General features: G+C 56.8%; 16 protein-coding genes and 1 tRNA gene. 12 read left to right on the forward strand and 5 right to left on the reverse strand.

What is annotated here, in order from left to right; translation table 11 throughout:
• Positions 1–110 precede the first annotated feature (110 nt).
• Positions 111–181: transfer RNA gene (locus QZ298_RS04905), tRNA-Cys, on the reverse strand.
• Between the two features lie 277 nt (positions 182–458).
• Here QZ298_RS04905 and dprA point away from each other — a divergent pair.
• The 7 genes from dprA to QZ298_RS04940 all read left to right on the forward strand — a co-directional run bounded on the left by dprA (position 459) and on the right by QZ298_RS04940 (position 6,143).
• Complete coding sequence (dprA, locus tag QZ298_RS04910) at positions 459–1,559, forward strand: DNA-processing protein DprA (RefSeq protein ID WP_296006047.1); 1,101 nt, start codon at positions 459–461, stop codon at positions 1,557–1,559.
• A 57-nt stretch (positions 1,560–1,616) separates the two neighbouring features.
• The gene (locus tag QZ298_RS04915; RefSeq protein ID WP_296006050.1) at positions 1,617–2,450 is read left to right on the forward strand and encodes a TatD family hydrolase; all 834 of its coding nucleotides are present in this window, start codon (positions 1,617–1,619) and stop codon (positions 2,448–2,450) included.
• Entirely contained in the window at positions 2,425–3,495 is a 1,071-nt protein-coding gene (locus QZ298_RS04920) for an asparaginase (protein WP_296006052.1), read from the forward strand. Before QZ298_RS04915 ends, QZ298_RS04920 begins: the two co-directional genes overlap by 26 nt.
• A gap of 311 nt (positions 3,496–3,806) precedes the next feature.
• The gene (locus QZ298_RS04925) at positions 3,807–4,601 is read left to right on the forward strand and encodes a MotA/TolQ/ExbB proton channel family protein (protein ID WP_296006056.1); all 795 of its coding nucleotides are present in this window, start codon (positions 3,807–3,809) and stop codon (positions 4,599–4,601) included.
• 29 nt (positions 4,602–4,630) lie between these two features.
• Positions 4,631–5,050: a hypothetical protein gene (locus QZ298_RS04930; RefSeq protein WP_296006058.1), complete on the forward strand. Its 420-nt coding sequence runs from the start codon at positions 4,631–4,633 to the stop codon at positions 5,048–5,050.
• 12 nt (positions 5,051–5,062) lie between these two features.
• On the forward strand, positions 5,063–5,668 hold the full coding sequence (locus QZ298_RS04935) for a biopolymer transporter ExbD (RefSeq protein WP_296006062.1): 606 nt from the start codon (positions 5,063–5,065) through the stop codon (positions 5,666–5,668).
• Positions 5,669–5,681: 13 nt separating this feature from the next.
• Positions 5,682–6,143, forward strand: a complete 462-nt coding sequence (locus QZ298_RS04940; RefSeq protein ID WP_296006587.1) for a biopolymer transporter ExbD — start codon at positions 5,682–5,684, stop codon at positions 6,141–6,143.
• Positions 6,144–6,766: 623 nt separating this feature from the next.
• Here the strand turns inward: QZ298_RS04940 and QZ298_RS04945 are convergent.
• The gene (locus QZ298_RS04945) at positions 6,767–7,369 is read right to left on the reverse strand and encodes a ribonuclease HII (RefSeq protein ID WP_296006064.1); all 603 of its coding nucleotides are present in this window, start codon (positions 7,367–7,369) and stop codon (positions 6,767–6,769) included.
• A gap of 235 nt (positions 7,370–7,604) precedes the next feature.
• Between QZ298_RS04945 and QZ298_RS04950 the strand changes: the two genes are divergently transcribed.
• The 5 genes from QZ298_RS04950 (at position 7,605) to recJ (ending at position 13,667) form a co-directional block, all read left to right on the forward strand.
• Positions 7,605–8,594 (forward strand): hypothetical protein, encoded by a 990-nt coding sequence (locus QZ298_RS04950; protein ID WP_296006067.1) that lies wholly within the window; start codon positions 7,605–7,607, stop codon positions 8,592–8,594.
• Positions 8,595–8,756: 162 nt separating this feature from the next.
• Positions 8,757–9,671: an AraC family transcriptional regulator gene (locus QZ298_RS04955; RefSeq protein WP_296006069.1), complete on the forward strand. Its 915-nt coding sequence runs from the start codon at positions 8,757–8,759 to the stop codon at positions 9,669–9,671.
• Positions 9,672–10,096: 425 nt separating this feature from the next.
• A complete protein-coding gene (lipA, locus tag QZ298_RS04960; protein ID WP_296006072.1) occupies positions 10,097–10,984 on the forward strand; it encodes a lipoyl synthase in 888 nt (295 codons plus the stop codon).
• Positions 10,981–11,892: a lipoyl(octanoyl) transferase LipB gene (gene lipB, locus QZ298_RS04965; RefSeq protein WP_300248722.1), complete on the forward strand. Its 912-nt coding sequence runs from the start codon at positions 10,981–10,983 to the stop codon at positions 11,890–11,892. The genes lipA and lipB overlap by 4 nt, the downstream gene beginning before the upstream one ends.
• Positions 11,893–11,900: 8 nt before the next feature.
• Entirely contained in the window at positions 11,901–13,667 is a 1,767-nt protein-coding gene (recJ, locus tag QZ298_RS04970; protein WP_296006075.1) for a single-stranded-DNA-specific exonuclease RecJ, read from the forward strand.
• Positions 13,668–13,912: 245 nt separating this feature from the next.
• Here recJ and QZ298_RS04975 read toward each other — a convergent pair whose 3' ends face one another.
• The 3 genes from QZ298_RS04975 to QZ298_RS04985 form a co-directional block, all read right to left on the reverse strand.
• Positions 13,913–15,943: a M13 family metallopeptidase gene (locus QZ298_RS04975; RefSeq protein WP_296006077.1), complete on the reverse strand. Its 2,031-nt coding sequence runs from the start codon at positions 15,941–15,943 to the stop codon at positions 13,913–13,915.
• A gap of 130 nt (positions 15,944–16,073) precedes the next feature.
• Positions 16,074–17,336: a phosphoglycerate kinase gene (pgk, locus tag QZ298_RS04980; RefSeq protein ID WP_296006080.1), complete on the reverse strand. Its 1,263-nt coding sequence runs from the start codon at positions 17,334–17,336 to the stop codon at positions 16,074–16,076.
• 117 nt (positions 17,337–17,453) lie between these two features.
• Positions 17,454–18,773 (reverse strand): ABC transporter permease, encoded by a 1,320-nt coding sequence (locus QZ298_RS04985; protein WP_296006082.1) that lies wholly within the window; start codon positions 18,771–18,773, stop codon positions 17,454–17,456.
• Between the last annotated feature and the right edge of the window lie 93 nt (positions 18,774–18,866).

The following is an 18,866-nucleotide window of genomic DNA, read 5'->3' on the forward strand; positions in this document are numbered from 1 at the left end:
GATTTACGCAAGTCTTGACTTCATAATCTTTGCATACTTCCGCCCCCATTTTATCACAAAAAAGAAAGGCTTTTAAGCTGCTAATGCATTTACTTAAAAGCCTTTCTTCGAGGTCTGAAGCGGATTCGAACCGCTGTACAAGGTTTTGCAGACCTTTGCCTAGCCACTCGGCCATCAGACCAAAAACCTTCATGCGACCGGAAAAAAGGGATTCGGGCAATTGCGGGGGGGGGAGACGTTTCCACAGGGAAAACCCGCTCCTCAACCCCGCCTCGACAAGTTCCGTTGCACATCGGGTCTGCAAATATACGAACATTTCTGAAAATCGCAAAACTTCCGATGAATTTACTCGATTTCGAAACATATTTCAGTTTCCGCTTATTAAATCCGCATCTCCGATTGGCGAAGTCGCGCAGAAAATCATACCTTTGTATGTATAACTTTCAAAAAGCGCACGCATGACCATCGAAGACATCGCCTTGCAGATGACCCCAGGAATCGGAGTGAAAGGAGCGGTTCATCTGTTGGAATGGTTCGGGACGGCCGCGCGGATTTTCGAAGCAACGGAAGCAGAATTGATCGGCCATGCGGAACTGCGCCCCGAACCGGCCCGGCAGATCGTTCGGCACACGGGATTCTCCGCCGCAGAAAAAGAGCTGAAATACTGCCGCAAGCACAACATCGCAGCCATCGCTTCCACCGACCCCGACTATCCGGCCCTGTTGCGCGAAATCCCGGACTATCCCCACGTCATCTACGTGATGGGCGACCCAAAGATACTCGCAGCACGCACACTCTCGATCGTCGGCACCCGCGAGGCCACACCTTACGGCCAGACCATGTGCCACAAACTCGTCGAACGCCTGTCCGAACGGGTTCCCCGCCTTGTTGTCGTCAGCGGCCTGGCATTCGGCATCGACGCGGCCGCCCACCGCGCTGCTTTGGCCGCCCAGGTTCCCACCGTCGCCGTATTGCCATGCCCGTTGCCCGGAATCATGCCTACCCAACATTCAGCCCTTGCCCGCGATATGCTCGATCACGGCGGCGCCCTCGTTACCGAGCTGCACAGCCAGACCCGCCAGAACGGCACCGCCTACACCGCCCGCAACCGAATCATCGCCGCCTTGAGTGCCGGCACATGGGTCGTCGAGTCGCCCGAGAGCGGCGGATCGCTCCTTACGGCCCACTTCGCCGACGGGTACAACCGCACCGTCGTCGCCACGCCGGGCCGCGCCACCGACCGTTCGTCGTCCGGCACCAACCGCTTGATCCGCAACCGCAAAGCCCAGCTCGTGCTTTCGGCCGAAGACATCATCATAGAAATGGGTTGGGACCTGGAACCCGAACCGGCCGCTCTCCGTCCCAAGGCCGACACCCCGGCCCTTACCCCCGACGAAGCCGGGCTTCTGGGCTGCTTCCGCACGTCCGACCCGCTGTCGGTCGAGACGCTCCGGGAAATAACGGGACTCGACCCCGGCGAGCTGGCCGCGCTGCTGCTCGGACTGGAGCTGGCAGGCGCTCTGCGGCAGTTGCCCGGCAACCGATACATGAAATTATGACCCCGCAATGCGCCTTTCGGATTTTTTCCTAATTTTGTATTCGTGAATCCGCCGAAAATGTTTTTGATCGACACCCATTCCCACCTCTACGAACCCGAGTTCGACGCCGACCGCGAGGAGACGCTTGCCCGAGCCGTCGATGCCGGTGTCGGGAAACTCCTGCTCCCGGCCATCGACTCGCAGAGCCACGAGCGGTTGTTCGACCTCTGCCGGCGCCATCCCGACCGATGCTTCCCGATGATGGGGCTGCACCCCACGTCGGTCAACAACAATCCGCATTGGCGCGAGGAGTTGCACCTCGTCGAACGACTCCTCAAGAATCCGCCCGAGGGCGTCGCGCATTTTTGCGCCGTGGGCGAAATCGGACTGGATTTCTACTGGTCGTCCGACTTCCGCGACGAGCAGACCGAGGCCTTTCGCCGCCAGTGCCTTCTGGCCGTCGAACAGCATCTGCCCGTCGCCGTGCATACACGCAACGCCTGGCCCGAAATGATCGCCATTATCGAGGAGTTCCGCGGCAGCGGCCTGCGGGGCGTGTTCCACGCGTTCAGCGAAGATGCCGCGACCTACGAAAGGCTCAAATCCTGCGGCGATTTCCTTTTCGGCATCGGCGGAGTCGTCACGTTCAAAAAAAGCCGGCTGGCCGACACCGTGCGGGAAATGGATCTCGCCGATCTGGTGCTGGAAACCGACTCTCCCTACCTGACCCCGGCGCCCCATCGCGGCGAGCGCAACGAACCGGCCTACGTGGAGCACATCTGCGCCAAGATAGCGGAGTTGCAGGGCACGACACCCGCAATCGTTGCCGCGGCAACCTCCGCCAACGCCGAACGCATGTTCAATCCGAGCAAACGACAAACCAACGATGAATCCCGAAATGGACACCTCTAAATCCTCGATCCTCATCATCTACACCGGCGGCACGATCGGCATGAAGACCGATGCCGAAACCGGCGCCTTGGTGCCGTTCGACTTCAGCGCTATCTACGACGAGTTTCCCTCGCTCAAGCGGCTCAACATCGACATCGACGTGCGAACCATGTCGCCTGTGATCGATTCGTCCAATGTGACCCCGGACAACTGGATCGCCCTGGCGAAGCTCATCCGCGACAACTATGCCCGTTACGACGGCTTCGTCGTGCTGCACGGCACCGACACCATGTCCTATACGGCCTCGGCGTTGAGTTTCCTGTTCGAGAACCTCGCCAAACCCGTGGTCTTCACAGGGAGCCAGATTCCCATCGGCGTGCTGCGCACCGACGGCCGCGAAAACCTCATCACGGCGATCGAAATCGCCGGCACCAAGATCGGCGGACGTCCCGCAGTACCCGAGGTATCGCTCTACTTCCAGAACCGGCTGTTCCGCGCCAACCGCACCACCAAGCGTAGCGCCGAGGCGCTCAACGCGTTCCGCTCCTACAACTATCCGCCCCTGGCCGAGGTTGGCGTCAACATCGCCTATAACTTCCCGGCCATCCTGCACCCCGAAATTGCATCCGGAACCGTTTCCGACGCGAACGCCGAATTGCACATCGCCGAGCACCTGGCCGACGGCATAGTCGTCCTCAAACTCTTTCCGGGCCTCAACGAGGAAATCCTGCGCTCGATGCTTTCGGCGCCCGGCGTGCGAGCCGTCGTACTGGAGACTTTCGGCGCCGGCAACGCTCCCACGAGCGAATGGTTTATCCGCGCGCTGCACGACGCCATCCGACGCGGTACGATCGTGCTCAACATCACGCAGTGCGGCGGCGGCAAGGTGTCGATGGAACTTTACGAGACAGGCCTGCGTCTCCAAAAAGCCGGCGTGCTGTGCGGCCACGACATGACCACCGAAGCGGCCGTTACCAAACTGATGTACGTACTCGGACAGGAACTCCCCGAGGAAGCGACGCTCGCCTTGCTGCGCAAACCTCTGCGAGGAGAATTTACAATATAGGCCGTTGCATAAAACGATTTTTTTTTATATATTTCGCACTGCTAACATATTCTTTCCGCCCGCAAAAAAGCGGAGACGGAAGAATAGGTGCACGAGAAAGCATTGAAATACTGCTATTTAGCCGAATTCCGAACCCATCGTTCCGAATTCGGGTTTGCGTATGGAACCCCATGCCGGAAACCGGCTTCGGGCTGCAAATTCACAATGCAGACGGATGGAAACAAAGAAAAAACGATTGTTTTTATAATTTTTAGGACAAGAACAGAAAAGCACATAAGATCAACCAATCAAATCAATTATCAAACACCACTATGAAAAAACTTTTTTTGATTCTGTCGGTAGCCCTCTTCGCCATGGGCACCGTGAGCGCTTTCGCCCAGGAGCCGGAAGCCGCTGCTGCCGTTGAGGAGACGACCGCCGTTGCCGAAGCCACGGCAGCCGAAACCGCTGTCGCCGAGACCGAAATCGCAGGCGAGAGCATGCACCATGTGCTGATGCAGAAGTTCCTCGAAGGCGGTTGGGGCTGGATGCTTCCCGTGTTGCTCTGCTTGGTCATCGGTCTGGCCGTAGCCATCGAGCGCATCCTCTATCTGTCGCTCTCGACGATCAACTCGAAGAAACTCATCGACGCCGTGGAGAAGGCGCTCTACACCGGTGGCATCGACGCTGCCAAGGACGTATGCCGCGACACCCGCGGCCCGATCGCCTCGATCTACTACCAGGGTCTGGATCGCTATGAGCAGGGTCTGGACGCCGTAGAGAAGGCCGTCGTTTCCTACGGTTCGGTGCAGACCGGCCAGATGGAGTCGGGTCTTTCGTGGATCGGTCTGTTCATCGCCCTCGCGCCGATGCTGGGCTTCATGGGTACCGTCGTAGGTATGATCGGCGCGTTCGACGCCATCCAGGCTGCCGGCGACATCAGCCCGACGCTGGTTGCAGGCGGTATCAAGGTCGCTCTGTTGACGACCCTCATGGGTCTTATCGCTGCGGTTATTCTTCAGTTGTTCTACAACTATATCGTTTCGAAGATCGACTCGCTCGTGAACGATATGGAGGATTCGTCGATCACGCTGATGGACATCCTGACGGCTTACAACAAGAAATAATCACAGTTAACGATTAGTCACAAGCAATCATGAAAAAGATTCTTAACATATTGCTGGGCATTCTGATGGCTGTTACCGCGGTTCTTCTGATCTACGCGATAGCCTCGGGCGGCTCGGACGCTGCGATCGGTGCGAACCTGATCTGGGGATACTTCCTCTTCGTGTTCGCCATCGCCGCTGCGATCTTCTGCGCCATCTTCGGAATGATTCAGAACCCGGCAGGCATCAAGGGAACCATCATCTCCCTGGCGTTGATCCTGATCGTCGTGGGCGTGTCGTACTTCTATTCGGCCAGCCACACGGTCAACATCATCGACTTGCAGAACAACGGGTTCTTCGGCCACGGCGAAACCGTGATTACCGAAACGAGCATCCTGGTGACCTACGTCGCTTTCGTCGCCGCATTCGTGACGGCCATCGCGACGGAGATCTGGGGCGCATTCAAATAACGGAACGAACAAATGGCAACGGATAAAAGAAAAGTACAGGAAATCAACGCCGGTTCGATGGCCGACATCGCTTTCCTGCTGCTGATTTTCTTCCTGGTGGCCACTACCATGAACACCGACACGGGTCTGGCGCGCATGCTCCCGCCGATTCCTCCCGAAGATCAGAAACAGGAGGAAATCAAGGTCAAGGAGCGCAACCTTTTCCTGGTGCTCATCAACGGTAGCGGTCAGATCATGGCAGGACAACCCGGCAAGCAGGAGTTCATCGAATTGCGCGACCTGAAGGAGAAGACGAAGGAATTCGTCCTCAATCCGCTGGACGATGCCGATCTTCCGGAAAAAGAGGAGAAGGAATTCGATCTTCCCGATGGCAGCAAGTGGGTCTATCCCGTCAGCTCGGGCGTCGTTTCGCTGCAAACCACCCGCGATACGGGCTACCAGCCCTACATCATGGTGCAGAACGAGTTGACGCGTGCCTTCAACGAGATCCGCGACGAGTTGGCCGTACGCAAGTTCGGCGACAAGCTGGCGGCGCTCAACGAAGAACAGCGCAACGTAATTACCAAGGCTGTGCCTCTGAAGATTTCCGAGGCTGAGCCGCGTACCATTAAGAAGTAAGATTATGGCAGTAATGAAAAAGAAGGGCAACAAAAGTTTGCCCCCCATTTCGACAGCGTCGCTCCCCGACGTGATCTTCATGATCCTCTTCTTCTTCATGGTCTCTACGACCATGCGCGACCAAGAGTTGCTGGTACGCTACAAGCTGCCGGAAGCTACCGAGGTGCAGAAGCTCGAAAAGAAGTCGCTCGTGAGCTACATCCACATCGGACAGCCGTCGCTGGCCATGCAGGCCAAATTCGGCACGGCGCCGCGTATCCAGCTCAACGACTCCTACAAGACGACCAAAGATATCCTGGATTTCGTAGCTGCCGAGCGCGACAAACTCAGCGAAGCCGACCGTGCTTCGATGACCGTATGTCTGAAAGCCGACGGCTCGACCAAGATGGGTATCGTCACGGACGTGAAGCAGGAACTTCGCCGGGCCAATGCCTTGAAAATCTCCTATGCGGCATCCAAGTCGCTGGGATACTAAACGGGCATTCCCACTCTGATTCAAAGACAACGGGCCTTCATTGAAGACCCGTTGTTTTTTAATCCAAGATAAAAGCAACTCTCTTCTTATCCGGAATGGCCGGGATCAAGGTTCCGGCCAGTGTGGTATGCAGATTCAGCAATCCACTGGTAATATAAGGCGCAAAAAAGAAGTTGATACAAAAGTTCAGCACAGAAATTCGGTGCGGACGGTTCATTCGGTATCGACGATTCGGTGCAAGAACGTTTCATGCGCAAATAATTCAACGCTGAAACCTTAATGCAAAGATTCCGTGCAAAAACTTTTGCTTCTTGTTTTGCGGTGTTGCCAGTTGTCCATCCCAGTCTGTTCCGAAGTTACCTCAAAAATTCCTTCGGACCATTCATTCCAGCGATTGCTTCTTTTACCTGCCGCGGGCTGGCGCAACGAGACGTCGGGAGACTTGACGGGCGCCGGCACGCGCGGCCTCTACTGGGCATCTTCGTCCTATGCTGCCGGCAACATCAACGCGGCCTTTTTGGACTTCACGTCGGGCAACGTGAACCCGCTGAACAACGGGAACCGGGCCAGTGCCTTATCCGTGCGCTGCGTCCAAGCATCTGCAAGGAGTTGTTTTTATCTTTTTATACGAAAGGGAGTTCCAGTTGGTCGATTTCGTGGTTGAACGTCAGGCGATGATGCGGCGTCAGGCCATGTTCTCGAATCGCCAGACGGTGTTCTCGCGTCGGATAGCCCTTGTTCTTCCGCCAGCCGTATTCCGGATATTCCTCTGCCAGGCGGCACATGTATTCGTCCCGATGGGTCTTCGCAAGTACCGAGGCAGCTGCGATGTCCGCATACTTGCCGTCGCCTTTCACGACACACGCATAGGGAAGCGTCAGTTGCGTGCGAAAACGGTTGCCGTCGATTGCCAAAAAACCCGGTTGCGGCTCCAGACGCGCCGCGGCCAGCGACATGCCCTCGAACGATGCGTTCAGGATGTTGATTTCGTCGATTCGCGCCGGCGCCACGGCTTCCACGGCCCAGGCCACCGCTTCGCGTTCGATAACCTCCCGCAGCCGGTCGCGGTTGCGCGGGGTCATCTGCTTCGAGTCGTTGAGCAGCGGATCGTGAAAATCCGGCGGCAGCATCACAGCCGCCGCGAACACCGGGCCGGCCAGGCAGCCCCGTCCCGCCTCGTCGCACCCGGCTTCCGGAAATTCATATTGAAAACACAATTCCAACATCGCGCATATCGCATCCGCCGCCGACACTTCCCTGTTCGAAGCGGCAGGCGGCTCCCAGTCCGGCGCCAGCAACCGGCAGAGGCACATCCTGTACCCGGCAGCGGGGACCATACATGCGGAACGCCCGGATAGAGGAACCCGCCGCTCCACACATCGTTACTTTTCACAAAGTTACGAATAAACTACGGCCTTCCGGCTTTTTTTCGTTATTTTTGTCCTGCGAATAATTTGTACCATGAAATTCGACATCGCCCAACAGCCTTTCGTTCCGGCCTTTCTGACATTGGCCGTTCTGGTCGTCGTCGCCCTGCTCCGCAGCACTATTCCCGCTGCCGCGCTTCCGGTCGACGACGCGCTTCCGACATGGTTGCCCGCAGAAACACTCCTCAAGTTCCAAACCGCTTTTCCGCGTTGGGCCACAACTATCTGCGGATTGTCGTTGTTAATCACGGGCATCCGCACCGGTCACTTCGCCGTCCGTTACAATCTCTATTCCGTCAACACCTGCATCGCCATTCCGTTTTACGGCATCGTCGCCTGCGGCGCCATAGCCAGCACCGTCGATCTGACCGCTTGCCTCTGTTCGCTGCTGCTGGCTTTTTCGATCAGCAATTTTTGCCGGGCATTCACGCCCAATTATGCGTTCAACATCCTTTTCCGAGCCTCGCTCTACCTGGGTGCAGCAGTCATCCTCATTCCGCAGACCGCCCCGCTGTTATTGCTGTTGCCGCTGGCCGTCGTCCATTTCCACCGCACCGTACGCGAAACGATCGTCGCCCTGGCCGGCTTGTTGCTCGCACCATTAACGCTCTGTTACATCAACTGGGGAATGGGCGCCCCTTTCCACGCACCGCTGCTCGCCTTAGGCAAGCAACTGACCGGCAGCGGCCCGTTCTTCGCTCTCATCGACGAAATTCCGCTGCCGACCCGTTTTTTGCTCGGTGCGTTGCTTGTGTGTCTGTTGTTCGGATTCTACTTCCTCTTTTCGAGCCGTCTGGCCGTCAATTCCAAACCTCGGGTAATCTTGTATTATAATATGGAAGCCTTGCTGTTGTCAGCAGCGGTACTTTGCCTACCCGGGGCATCATTGCCATTATTCTCCCTGACGGCCGTCCCGGCGGCTGTACTGCTGCCCCTTTTCTTCGTCCGTGCCTACTCTTCAGCGGGTCGGGCGATCTACGCCATCCTCCTGGCGGGAGTTTTGCTCAACATACTTTTTAAATAATATATTTAGACCTAATCGTGATACGTTACGGCTGAATGTGCATTCCCACACCCCTATTTACTATTTTACATTTTATGAATTAAAGTTTAGATTGTATATTTGAGGATGAACAAGAGTGACGCAACCATTGTTCGCAGTAATTAAAAATTAACAATCTACACCATGAAGAATTCAATGAATTCGTCGGCTCAGCAACCGATGATCGTGAAGTATGTAGAAACGCTTCACACCGGTATCCAGTCACAATCTCTTTCCCGCTACGCCATCGGTTACATTTTGCGCGGTACGATGTACGTTTACGACGGAGACAAACGCCGCAAGTTCACTCGCGGCGACATCTTCTACCTCGGCATCGGACACCATTACATTGAACACTTCCCCGAAAACGGACAACCGTTCGAGCAGATTCTCGTCTACTACACCCCGTCGGATCTTCAGCGCATCCTGCTGCATCTGAACATTACCTACGGGCTGAATATCTCCAATTCGCATTCGTGCGAGAACTGCAACAACCGCATGCACGTGGTCATGCCTGCATGGAGTGCTGTCCGCAACTTTTTCTCCAACATCAACAGCTACCTGCGCGACGAAGATTTCCACCACGACGAAACGGCCGAGAACATCAAGATGACCGAACTCATCTACCTGATCGCCTCGCACGAAGACTGCTGCATCAAAAGCAAGCTGCTGAGCAACGTCGATGCCGCCAAGGAGAACTTCGAGCAGATCGTCTACGACCACATTTTCAAGGATATATCCATCGAGGAGCTGTCGCGGCTAACCAACCGTTCGCTCACATCGTTCAAGAAGGAGTTCCGGCGTCATTTCCAGATGCCGCCCCACAAGTGGTACATCCGCCAACGTCTCATGCACTCGCGGTTGCTGCTGATTTCGACTTCGAAGTCGGTTTCCGAAATCGGCAACGAATGCACGTTCCCCAACACGTCGCATTTCATCAAGTTGTTCAAGAAAGAGTACCAGATGACGCCCGCAACCTATCGCAACCGGCACCTCAACACGCTTTCCGTGCCACAGGAGACCGCACAAGAAAACGAAGCCATGCGGGAAGCCCTTTAATGAAAAACTTATGAATTGCGCTATAATTAAAAAATTTTAATTATAAATTATCGAAAAATATCGGATTTAAGCAAGAAAAACAGCTTCGAGATTTTGTTTTTCCTAAAAATCCGTTTATCTTTGTAATACAAAACGTGGGGTTCCCCCACACTCATTAACCTAACTAACCTAACCAGAGAATCCCGGAGCCGCTCGGCTCCGGGATTCTTCTTTGCACCCTACGCTCTCCTGCAACGCCGAGAAAACGACGCATCCCCTTTCAATCCCGATGCACGCTTTCACGTCCCGATACTCCCCCATCCCGTCGCAGACAGAAAGCCTCGCGACCGGTTTCCGATAAGGATCGTAATAATAATGCACGCCGAACCTCCAAAATGTCAATTATTTTTCGTAGATTTGCGTCAATTGGAAAATTAAGAACTTAAATGCCTCAGTTTTATGACAAGGTAGACGTACTGAAAAAACCCGGATGGCTCAAAATCCGCCTGCACCGCACGGCCGACTATGCCGAGGTGCGGCATCTCGTCGAAAAGCACCGGCTGCATACCATTTGCAGCAGCGGCCGTTGTCCCAACCAGGCCGAGTGCTGGAGCCGCAGAACCGCCACGTTCATGATTCTGGGCGAAGTATGTACCCGCGGCTGTCGTTTCTGCGCCACGCAGACCGGACGGCCCCTTGTTCCCGATGCCGACGAACCCCGCCGGGTCGCCGAGAGCGTCGCCTTGATGAAACTCAGGTACGCCGTCGTCACTTCCGTGACGCGCGACGACCTTGCCGACGGCGGAGCCGCCCACTGGGCCGCCACCGTGGAAGCGATCCGCGCGCAGAATCCCGACACGGCGATCGAGCTTCTTATTCCCGATTTCGACGCAAAGCCCGAACTGTTGGATCGGGTCGTCGCGTCCAGACCCGATGTCATCGGGCACAACATCGAGACCGTCGAACGACTGACCCCCGACGTGCGCTCCAGGGCAACTTATCGCACCAGCCTGGCGACGCTGCGTCATTTGAGCGATCGCGGCGCGACCGTCAAAAGCGGGTTGATGGTCGGCCTGGGCGAGACCGATGACGAAGTCCTGCAAACCCTCCGCGACCTGCGCGACGCAGGCGTAAGGATCGTGACGCTCGGCCAATACCTTCGGCCCACTTTGGAGCACTACCCCGTTGCGGCGTATGTAACTCCCGAGAAATTCGAATGGTACCGGGAGCAGGCGATGGAGATGGGATTCGATTATTGCGCCAGCGCACCCCTCGTACGGTCATCTTACATGGCCGAGGAGGCGCTCCGCAAAGCGAAAGGTTTGCAGCGATGATGAGAGTCCGCCGCCGCGACCTCGGAACGATGGATTATGCAAGCTGCTGGGAGTTGCAGCGGTCGCTTTTCGAGGAACTGCTCGCGGAGAAAAACCGGCGGCGCAGGGACGGCAAAGCCGGCAATGCAGCCAACAATATGGTCAGCAATGCGGCTGACGAGACAGCCAATGGGGTTGCCAATAATACGACCGGCTATGCAACCAACAATACGGTCGAGAACAGAATAAAAAGCGCTACGGATCACGGGAACGAGTGCCCGGAAGCGGACGCACAGAATAGGGCGGGTACAATTCTGCTGGTGGAGCATCCGCCGGTCTACACGCTCGGGAAAAGCGGCCATGCCGCCAACCTGCTGGTCGACGACACCGCGCTGAAGCGGCTCGGAGCCGAGTTCTTCCGCATCGACCGGGGCGGCGACATCACGTTCCACGGGCCGGGGCAGACGGTTTGCTACCCCATTCTCGACCTCGAAAAGCTCGGGATCGGCCTGCGGGAGTACATCGACTCGCTCGAAGAAGCAGTCATCCGCACGGTCGCGGAGTACGGAATCGCCGCAGGACGCATCGCAGGCGCTTCGGGCGTCTGGATCGGACCGGGAGTGGACAGGCCGGAAGCGAACGACCTCGGGTTGGCCGGGCCGGGGGCGATGCCGGCAACACGAGGAGGCGCACCTCGCAAGATATGCGCCATCGGGGTGCGTTCGTCGCGTTTCGTGACCATGCACGGTTTCGCACTGAACGTCTCCACCGATCTGGAATGGTTCTCGCATATCAACCCGTGCGGGTTCGTCGACCGGGGTGCGACCTCGATCGAGCGGGAGACTGGACGCAAGATCGCCATCGGCGAAGTGAACGATTCGCTCGTCGAAAATTTGGGTAAGATATTAAATGTTAAAATATATAAATAATAGTTCGTATGCCCATAGAAAAACGTTGGGTAGTGAAACCGCAGGGCGATCCGGAGGCGGTGGCGGCGCTGGCTGCCGCGCTGAAACTATCGCCCGTACTGGCTAATCTACTCGTTCAGAGAGGCATAGACACCGTAGAAAAGGCGGAGAAATTCTTCAAACCCAGCCTTGCCGACTTGCACGATCCGTTCTTGATGAAAGACATGGACAAGGCGGTCGAGCGGGTGGAGCGGGCCGTCGCGAACAATGAGAAGATCATGGTTTACGGCGACTACGACGTCGACGGCTGCACGGCCGTGGCGCTGGTCTACAAGTTTTTGCGCCAGATCGGGCATCAAAACCTGACTTTCTACATCCCCGACCGGTATACCGAAGGTTACGGCATCTCGGTCAAAGGCATCGACCTGGCGGCGCGCAAAGGCGTCGGTCTGATCATTGCCTTGGACTGCGGCATCAAAGCCACAGAAAAGGTCGTCTATGCGAAGCAGCAGGGCGTGGATTTCATCATCTGCGACCATCATCTCCCGGCCGAGGAGATTCCCCGCGCCGTGGCCGTTCTCGACCCCAAACGGGTCGATTGCTCCTACCCGTTCGACGAGTTGTCGGGCTGCGGCGTAGGGTTCAAGCTCGTGCAGGCCTATGCCCAGAAAAACGGCATTCCTTTCGAGCAGATCCTCGACCTGCTCGACCTGCTGGTCGTCAGCATCGCCTCCGACATCGTGCCGTTGGTCGACGAGAACCGCATCCTGGCCCATTTCGGCTTGAAGAACCTCAATCGCGAGCCGTCGAAAGGATTGTTGTCCATCATCAAGATTTGCGGTCTGGACAAGCATAACATTACCATCGACGACATCGTGTTCAAGATCGGCCCGCGCATCAACGCCGCAGGGCGCATGCGCATGGACGAGAGCGACGAGAACGCATCGCCCTCGGGCGGCCATGCCGCGGTAGAGCTGTTGATCGAGGGCAACGAAAGCGTCGCCCAGGAGTTCGGCAACGTCATCGACGCCTACAACCAGGATCGCAAGTCGATCGACCGCTCGGTAACCCAGGAAGCCCACAGCTACATCGAGAGCAATCCCGAGCTGAAGAGCCGCAAAAGCACGGTAATCTACAATCCCAAGTGGATGAAGGGCATCGTCGGCATCGTCGCTTCGCGGTTGATCGAGACCTACTACCGGCCGACCGTCGTGCTGACCATGAGCAACGGGTTCGTTACCGGATCGGCGCGCTCGGTGCCGGGCTTCGATCTCTACCAGGCCGTCGAGTCGTGTTCCGACCTGCTGGAAAACTTCGGCGGACACATGTACGCCGCAGGACTGACCATGAAGCCCGAGAACGTCGAGGAGTTCACGCGGCGGTTCAACGACTTCGTGGAACAGCACATCGATCCCCAGATGCTCGTGCCGCAGGTCGACATCGACAGCGAGCTGCTTTTCTCCGACATCACGCCCAAGTTCCGCGACAACCTCAACCGCTTCCAGCCTTTCGGGCCGGGCAATGCGGCACCGGTCTTCGCGACCTACGGCGTCAGCAACCACGGCGATGCCAAGCTGGTCGGCATGGAATGCGAGCATCTGCGCATGGATTTGATGCAGCGGCAGAAACCCAACACCAAGATTCAGTCGATCGCTTTCCAGCAGCCCACCCACTACGAATGGGTCAAGTCCGGCCGGCCGATCGACGTCTGCTACCAGATCGTCGAGAACCACTACCGGGGTTCCGTGACCACGCAGCTGCGTATCAAGGACATCAAGCCGGTGGTCAACCGATAGGGACATCATACCGCTGCTGCACAAAAACAGCCGGTCTCTTTTTACGAAGACCGGCTGTTTTGTTTCCATTGCATACCCGGACTCCCCGATCCGACCGAAAGGCCGATCAGCATGCCCCCGGACATAAAAAGCAGCCGTTATACTCTATTCCAACCTCCTTTCCAGCGGGACCCGAGTCTGAATAGAAATCCCATAAAAATGGCCGGAAACGTTGTTTCCGGCCATTTCATCGCGTCATTGTGTGTTTACCAGATTATCACGCGTTCTTCTTCAGGCATGAACATCGCACCGTCAGTGATGCCGAACGCATCGTAGAACGATTGGAGGTTGCGCAGCGTAGCGTTCACGCGCCATTTGCCGAGCGAATGCACATCGAGTTTCGTGAGACGTGCGATCTCCTCGTCGCGGATGTTCTGCGCCCACAGCGTGGCATAGCCCAAATAAAAGCGCTGAGCATCCGTAAAACCGTCGATCGGAGTCGGAGCGGACTTCCCCTCCAGCGAGTTGCGATAAGCTGTCCAGGCCACGCGCAAACCGCCTTGATCGGCAATATTCTCGCCCAGGGAGAGCGAACCGTTGGCGTAGATGGCCGGCTGACCCTCTTTGGCCGGCAGCACCTCGATCGCGTCGAACTGCTTGACGAGCACGTCAGTCTTGGCCTTGAATGCAGCGGCATCGGCTTCCGTCCACCAGTTGTTCATGTTGCCGTCCTTGTCGAAGTTGCGGCCCTGGTCATCGAATCCGTGGGTCATTTCATGACCGATTACCACGCCGATAGCACCGTAGTTGACCGCATCGTCGGCCGCAGGGTTGAAGAACGGCGGCTGGAGAATGGCGGCCGGGAAACAGATTTCGTTGGTCGTAGGATTGTAGTAGGCGTTGACCATCTGCGGCGGCATGTGCCATTCGGTTTTGTCCACCGGCTTGCCCAGCTTGGCCAGGTTGTCGGCCGTATACCATGCACTGGCGTTGACGATGTTCTCCCAGTAGCTCTTCGTCGGGTCGATGTCGAGCGTCGAATAGTCTTTCCACTTGTCGGGGTAGCCGATCTTCACGGTAAAGGTAGCCAGTTTCTCCTGGGCACGGGCCTTGGTCTCGTCCGACATCCAATCGAGGGCATCGATATGCTGCGAAAGGGCAGTCTGGAGGTTCTTTACCAGCTCCAGCATGCGGGCCTTGTCCTCCTCGGGGAAGTACTTGGCCACGTACATCTCACCCACAGCTTCGGAGAGCGTGCCGTTGGGCACCGACATGGCGCGCTTCCAACGAGGTTTCATCTCTTGCTGCCCGGCCATCGTACGACCGAAGAAGTCGAACGACGCAAGTTGGAAATCGTCGCTCAAATAATTGGCGGCCGAATCGATGTATTGTGCAGCCAGATAGTAGCGGATGTCGTCGAGCGGCGCCGTTTTCAGCAGTTCGTTGGCGTTGTCGAGCGACGAGAGGGTAGCGACGATGATCGTGTCGAAGTCGCCGACGCCGAGCGTCTTGTAATAGGTCGGCCAATCGATGGCATCGTAGCGCTTCTCGAAATCGGCTTTCGAGGTAGGATTGTATTGAGCCGGGATATTGCGCAACTCGACGTTCGACCACATCTTCTCGGCCAGTTTGGTCTCGATGTTCATGACTCCGGCCACTGCCTTTTCGATTTCAGCTTCAGGAATGCCGGCCAGGGCGAAAATTTTCGCCAGATAAGCCTTGTAGGCCGTGCGGAACTGCTCGTTCTCGGCATCCAGATAATAATCGCGGTTGCCCATCATCAGCCCCGACTGCGACGCATAGAGCGCGTTCATGGAACTGTTCATCAGATCGGCTTCGACACCGATCGAGAAGAACGGATTGGCCACGCTCGAATGGAGCGCAGCGATAGCTTCGGTCAACTGCGCCCGGTTGTCGATGGCCAGAATTTTTTCCACAGCGGCCTTGATCGGCGCAGCACCCTCGGCGTTGAGCCGTGCCGAATCGAGACCCATCTTATAGAGGTCGGAAATCTTCTGCTCGACTGACCCCGGTGCGGTTTTCCGGGCCGTCATGTCCGCGAAAAGCTCGTTGATGCGCTTCTCGTTGTTGTCGCGCAGCATGTCGAACGACCCGTAGCGCGAATACTCGGGTTTGAGCGGATTGAGCTTCTGCCAACCGCCCGTAGCGTATTGGTAGAAATCGGCATCGGGGGCCACCTCGGTGTCGAAGTTCGCCAGATCGATCGCCGGGGTCTTGGGGTTGTTCTGACAACTTGCCATACAAACCATAGCTACTAAAACAAGTACTTTTTTCATCTATTCGTAATTTGAAAGTTCGCAGAATTCGCAGCCGGATCTGCTCCGCCGGCGCTTCGTTCCGGCAGAGCGACCGGATCGGCCGGCATCGGCTTTTACACGAAAGGCCGCTCGCGGCGGCCTTTCGTCGTTAGTCGCGGATGGCCGCCACACCCGGCAGGTCTCCGAACTCGATGTATTCGAGCAGCGCACCGCCGCCCGTCGAGATGTAGGAGACCTGGTCGGCCAAGCCGAACTTGTTGACGCAGGCCACCGAGTCGCCGCCGCCGATGAGCGAGTAGGCGCCGTTCTTGGTCGCCTCGGCGATGGCCAGAGCCACTTCCTTGGAACCCGTAGCGAACTTGTCGATCTCGAAGACGCCCACGGGGCCGTTCCACAGGATCGTCTTGCAGCCGAGGATATGCTCGCGGAAGGCTTTCTTGCCCTGGTCGGCGATGTCGACACCCTCCCAGCCGTCGGGAATGTCGTTGGCCGGAGCGGTCTTGGTGTTGGCGTTCTGCGAGAAGTCGTCGGCGATGAGCGCATCGGGCGACATGACGAGTTTCACGCCCTTCTGCTTGGCCAGCTCCAGGATTTCGAGCGCCACGGGGAACATATCAGGCTCGCAGATCGATTTGCCGACCTTGCCGCCCTGCGCCGCGGCGAACGTATAGGTCATGCCTCCGCCGATGACGATCGAATCGCACTTCTCGATCAAGGCCTTGATGACGCCGATCTTCGACGAGACTTTCGAACCGCCGATGATGGCACAGAACGGACGTGCGGGCTTCTCCATTACGGACGCGATGGCTTTTACCTCCTTCTCCATCAGGTAACCGAACATCTTGTCGTTGGGGAAATATTTGGCGATCAGGTAGGTCGAGGCATGTTTGCGGTGCGCCGTGCCGAACGCGTCGTTGATGTAGCAGTCGCCCAGCGAAGCGAGCTTCTTGACGAACTCTTTCTGCGGCCCCTCTTTCAACGCTTTCTTGGCAGCGTCTTTCTCTTCCTTGGTTGCATCCTCGGCCAGGCCGCGGGGTTTGCCCTCCTCCTCGGCGTAGAAACGCAGGTTTTCGAGCAACATAACTTCGCCGGGCTTCAGATTCTTGGCCATTTCGGCAGCTTTGTCGCCCATGCAGTCGCCGGCGAACATTACCTTCACGCCGAGGTTCTTCTCGACGGCGGGCACGATCTGCTCCAGCGAATATTTGGGATCGGGATTCTTCTTGGGACGCCCCATATGCGACATGAGGATTACCGAGCCGCCCTCGGCCAGCACCTTCTTGATGGTCGGCACGGCCGCACGGATGCGGGTGTCGTCGGTTACTTGGCCCTTGTCGTCGAGGGGCACGTTGAAATCCACACGGACAAGCGCGCGCTTACCCTTGAAATCGTAATTGTCGATCGAAATCATAGTCGTTGATTTTTAGATATTTTCAATTAAATCCGATTTGCTGTTTGTTCCGCTGCAAATTTATAAAATATTTTCATAAATCTGTTATTCGGATAACAGAATAAAACGACCGATGTTTCAATATCTGTACCGGATCCACTTGCACAACTCTTTCAAGGTGGGTTTCTTGCCGTACATGAAGATGCCCACACGATAGATTTTTGCCGCGAGCCACACCATCCCCACGAACGAAGCGTAGAGCAGCGCCAGCGAGAGACCGATTTCCCACCATGCGATGTCGTAGGGGATTCGAGCCATCATTACCACGGGCGAGGTAAAAGGAACGATCGAAAACCAGAATGCCAGCTGCGAATCGGGGTCTTTGACAACGGCCAGCATGGCCATAAGTGCCAGAATAATAGGCAGCGTGATGGGCAATTGCAACTGCGAAGCGTCCTGCACATTGTCCACAGCCGAACCGACCGCCGCGAACATGGCCGAATAGAGCAGATAACCTCCGAAGACGAACAACAGCAGGCACACGAAAATCTTTACCACGTAACCCATGTCGGTCACGGCAGCCACGGCCTGCAACATCTCGGGATCGAGGTCGCCGGACGCTGCAACAGGCATCCCGGCCTGCACGGCTTCGGCTCCGGCCATTACCTCCTCGGGCATCAGATGGGGGAGCACCGCACCCCCGACACCGCAGATCAGCACGCCCCAGAGGAGCACCTGCACCACGGCGACCGACGCCACGCCGAGGATTTTACCCAGCATCAGATCGAACGGCCGCACCGACGAAACCATCACTTCCAACACGCGGCTGTTCTTCTCCTCGATGACCGACTGCATGACCATCGAACCGTAAATCAGCAGGAACATGTAGAGTAGGAACCCGAGCAGATAACCCAGCACCGTTGCCACGACCGACGACTGCGCCTGCGACTCCTCCTCCTGCGATTTATCGTTGCGGAAAACCTGCATCGACACCGAAGTCTTCACTTCGTCGAGAATCTGCGACAGATTCTCGATATGGTAGCTTTTGAGTTTTTCGGCCTCCAGAATCCGTTCGATCTGTCCCGTGATGTTGCTTTCGAGCGTGAGCGATGACGACGAATTGGCATAAAACCGCACGCTGCTCGGACGGGCAAGCACCTGGGCGCCGATGTGGAGCACCCCGAAGCGGTCGGTCAACTCGCGGCGCGCCTGTTCGACCGGCAGATCGACGGGTTCGAACACCAGTTCGTCGTCGCTCTCCAGGGCCGCAGCCACCAAACCGCTGTCGTCGATCACAGCGATCGTCTTCGTCTCGCCGCGCGAAAACTCCATAATCAACGCCGGCGCTACCATGAGGCCGATCATCAGCAGGGGCATCAACAACGTGGTAATGATGAACGTTTTTTTGCGGACGCGCTCGTTGAACTCGCGCCGTATGATAAGAAATACGTTGGACATGATCGTAGTATTTTATTCGTTATCCGATTCTTGTTTCGATCGGCCGGCCGGATGCGCAGGCTCCCGATCTTTCGAATTGTCGCATAGCACAAT

Origin of the sequence: uncultured Alistipes sp. (assembly GCF_910580175.1) — a bacterium.
In the GTDB taxonomy this organism is placed as follows: Bacteria; Bacteroidota; Bacteroidia; order Bacteroidales; family Rikenellaceae; genus Alistipes.